We start from the raw sequence: 2,572 nt of genomic DNA, 5'->3' as shown, positions 1-2,572 counted from the left end.
GACGTGCTCGTGCGGGCCCTCGAGGCCCGCGGCCTCGCCGTCGAGCCCGCCGCCGCCCACGGCCAGCCGCGCGCCGGCGTCGTGGTGGGGCTGCGCGGGGAGACCGCCGCCGCCGAGCTGCTGGCGGACCTGGTGCGCGAGGGCGTGCCGGTCAGCCACTTCGCCCCCGAGGGATCGCGCCTCGAGAACGCCTACCTGGGCCTGCACCTGGACCGGGACACCGCCGAAGGAGACCGCCCGTGAGCACCGTCGTCGCCGACCCGACCCGTCAGGGCCCGCCGCCGCTCCGCCCGCCGGGGGGCGGACGCCTCAGCACCGCCTCCGCCGTGCGCACCGTGGTGGGCATGGAGCTGCGCCAGCGCCTGCGCTCGCGCGGCTGGTACGTCCTGCTGGGCGTGTTCTTCCTCGTGGTGGGCGCCGTGACGCTCGGCGCGCTCGGGCTGCGCGCCACCACCCTCAGTGACCTGCAGAGCCAGGGCATGGACCCGGCCGCCGCCGAGGTGCAGATGCGCTCCGCCGGGCAGTGGCTCTTCGACGGCGTCCTGCTGTTCGTGCTGACCCTGTCCCTGCTCGTCTCCCCGGTCCTCGCCGCCAACGCGATCTCGGGCGACCGGGCCGGCGGCACGCTCGCGATCACCCAGGTGACGCTGCTGCGCACCGGCCAGCTGATGGCCGGCAAGTGGATCGCGGCCTGGATCGCGTCGGCCGCGTTCCTCGTGGCGGCGCTGCCCTGGCTCGCCGTGGCGGCCGTGGTGGGGCGGGTCTCGCCGCTGTTCGTGCTCGTGGGCCTGCTGATGATCCTCGTGGAGTTCGGCGTCATCACCGGCATCGGCGTGGCGGTCTCGGCGATCGCCGGGCGCACGCTGTTCGCCGTCGTGGTGACCTACCTGATCGTGGCCGCGCTGAGCATCGGCACCCTCGTGGCGTTCGTGCTCTCGCTGCAGTTCCTGCAGACCGACGTGCGCGCCAACATGCCGGAGCACGACGGCATGACGATGGCCGACCCCCTCGAGGGGCAGGACGTGGAGAACATGACCCAGGCGGAGATCGACGCGGCCTGGGCCGAGTGGGAGCGGCAGAACCCGGACGCCTACGACGGGATCGCCGACGCCTGCGTGGGCCCGGTCGAGGTCCAGTCCGTGCCGGACCCTCGCCGCGTCGGCTGGCTGCTGGCGGCGAACCCGTACGCCGTGCTCGCGGACGCTTCGCCGTGGGATCCCACGGGCGCGTCCATGCAGTTCACCCCCGACACCGGGCCCCTGAACATGATGTCCGCCGCGCTGCGCCTGACCCAGCAGGACCCGGCCGAGACCACCGAGTGCCTCGACGGGCAGCTGCGCCGCATCGACACGACCTCCGTGCCGGACCGCGAGGGCACCTGGCCCGTCTGGCCGCTCGGCTTGGCCATGCAGGCGGCGCTCACCGGCGGCCTGCTGTGGTGGGGCCACCGCCGCCTGGACACCCCGGCGGGCCGCCTGCCCGCGGGCACCCGCGTGGCCTGAGCCGCGCCCGGCAGGCCCGGCCGGTGCGGTCGGTGCGGTCGGGCCGGGACCAGGCCGCGACCAGGCTCGGGAACAGGCCCGGGGACGACGACGCCGCCCGCCCCTCACCGGGGGCGGGCGGCGTCGTCGTGGTCCGGGGGCGTCAGCCGCTGATGAGGCGGCGTCCCTCGAAGGCGCGGCCGAGGGTCACCTCGTCCGCGTACTCGAGGTCCCCGCCCACGGGCAGGCCGGAGGCGAGGCGGGTGACGCGGATGCCGGTGGCGCCGAGCAGCCGCCCGAGGTAGGTGGCCGTGGCCTCGCCCTCCAGGTTGGGGTCCGTGGCGAGGATGACCTCCTGCACGGCCTCGTCCTGCAGGCGGGTGAGCAGCTCGCGCACGTGCAACTGCTCCGGGCCGATGCCGGCGATCGGATTGATGGCGCCGCCGAGCACGTGGTACCGGCCCTGGAAGGCGCGCGTGCGCTCCATGGCCATGACGTCCTGGGACTCCTCGACCACGCAGATCTGGGAGGCGTCCCGGCGCTCGTCCCGGCACAGGGAGCACACCTCGTCCTCGGACACGTTGAAGCACACCGAGCAGAGCCGCACCTTGTCCTTGACGGTGCGGATCGCGTCCGCGAGGCGCAGCATGTCCTCCCGGTCCGCCTCCAGCATGTGGAAGGCGATGCGCTGGGCGGACTTCGGCCCGATGCCCGGCAGGCGGCCGAGCTCGTCGATCAGGTCCTGGACTGCGCCCTGGTACATCCGTCTCCTTCGTCTCCCCGTCCCTGCGCCGGGGCCGGTGCCCGGGCGCGGCCGCCGGTGCCGGCGACCTGTCCATCATGCCCGGGCCCCCGGACATCGGAAGCCCCGTCCGCCTCAGGCGGAGTTCGAGCGCTCCTCCAGGAGTCGGGCGCCGAGGACCCGTTCCACGACGGCGCGGCCCACCAGGCCCGAGTCCTCGAGGGCGACGTCGTCGTCGCTGGCGACCTCGTCCTCCCAGCCGACGGCGGGGGCCGACGGCGCGGCGGGGCCGTTCCCGGCGGGCCGGGCCGGTCCGCGGCCCTGCGCGGCCTCGCGGGCGGCGCGGATG

3 protein-coding genes and 1 pseudogene are annotated in these 2,572 nt (G+C 75.3%); 2 read left to right on the top strand and 2 right to left on the bottom strand.

Annotated features, from left to right (window positions below; genetic code table 11):
• Nucleotides 1-243 (top strand): annotated as a pseudogene (locus tag NWP10_RS11495) (ABC transporter ATP-binding protein); the annotation flags it as partial.
• Nucleotides 240-1,502: an ABC transporter permease gene (locus tag NWP10_RS11490; protein ID WP_258300993.1), complete on the top strand. Its 1,263-nt coding sequence runs from the start codon at nt 240-242 to the stop codon at nt 1,500-1,502. The pseudogene NWP10_RS11495 and the gene NWP10_RS11490, both read left to right, overlap by 4 nt.
• A gap of 142 nt (nt 1,503-1,644) precedes the next feature.
• Here the strand turns inward: NWP10_RS11490 and recR are convergent, their stop codons facing one another.
• A complete protein-coding gene (recR, locus tag NWP10_RS11485; protein ID WP_158493386.1) occupies nt 1,645-2,244 on the bottom strand; it encodes a recombination mediator RecR in 600 nt (199 codons plus the stop codon).
• Nucleotides 2,245-2,358: 114 nt separating this feature from the next.
• Nucleotides 2,359-2,572: hypothetical protein (locus NWP10_RS11480; protein ID WP_258300992.1), on the bottom strand; the 214-nt coding region annotated here is incomplete at its 5' end.

The sequence above is a fragment of the Micrococcus sp. HG099 genome (genome assembly GCF_024723355.1).
Classification (GTDB): domain Bacteria; phylum Actinomycetota; class Actinomycetes; order Actinomycetales; family Micrococcaceae; genus Micrococcus; species Micrococcus endophyticus.
The sequence above is the reverse complement of the archived record's forward strand: the minus strand, read 5'-3'. Positions and strand labels throughout refer to the sequence as shown.

What these genes read in the sequence shown, in the direction of transcription:
- recR (WP_158493386.1), bottom strand. Translation starts at nt 2,244, where the DNA reads ATGTACCAGGGCGCAGTCCAGGACCTGATCGACGAGCTCGGCCGCCTG.